General features: G+C 30.8%; 1 protein-coding gene. It reads right to left on the bottom strand.

The window, feature by feature from the left end:
- On the bottom strand, positions 1-455 hold a 455-nt coding region (locus CCO88_RS08795; RefSeq protein WP_002840271.1), incomplete at both ends, for a DUF2920 family protein.

Below are 455 nucleotides of genomic sequence, written 5' to 3'. Positions count from 1 at the left end.
CTATGATAACTCACATAAATAATATTTTTATTTTTTTGACTTTGCAAAATCAAATGATCCTTATTTAACAATGTTCTAATAAAATAATTTTCATTATTAAAAAAATAAGGTGAATTTTCTTTACGCGTCCAGTGGGTTTTTAGAAAAAAAATAATCCTATTATGTGGAAAATCTTCATAATAATCACCGTAACTATGTTCCATTTCTCTTCCTAAAATATAATTTAAAGGTGGCAAAGCCGAACCCGAATTATCAATCACACCATCCACATACCAAGGAGCTATTTTTGCTATGAGCAAGGCTAAGTATCCTCCATAAGACCCCCCCCCATAAATTTTTGGTAAATCTGCAAGTTTTGGAAAGCGTTTAACTAGATCTTTTAAAGCATTAATATGATCAAGTGCTGCCATAATACCATAGTTTTGATAGTCTCCATTAGGTGGGATAAAAGTTGA

The organism is Campylobacter coli LMG 9860, assembly GCF_000254135.1.
Classification (GTDB): domain Bacteria; phylum Campylobacterota; class Campylobacteria; order Campylobacterales; family Campylobacteraceae; genus Campylobacter_D; species Campylobacter_D coli.
The sequence above is the reverse complement of the archived record's forward strand: the minus strand, read 5'-3'. Positions and strand labels throughout refer to the sequence as shown.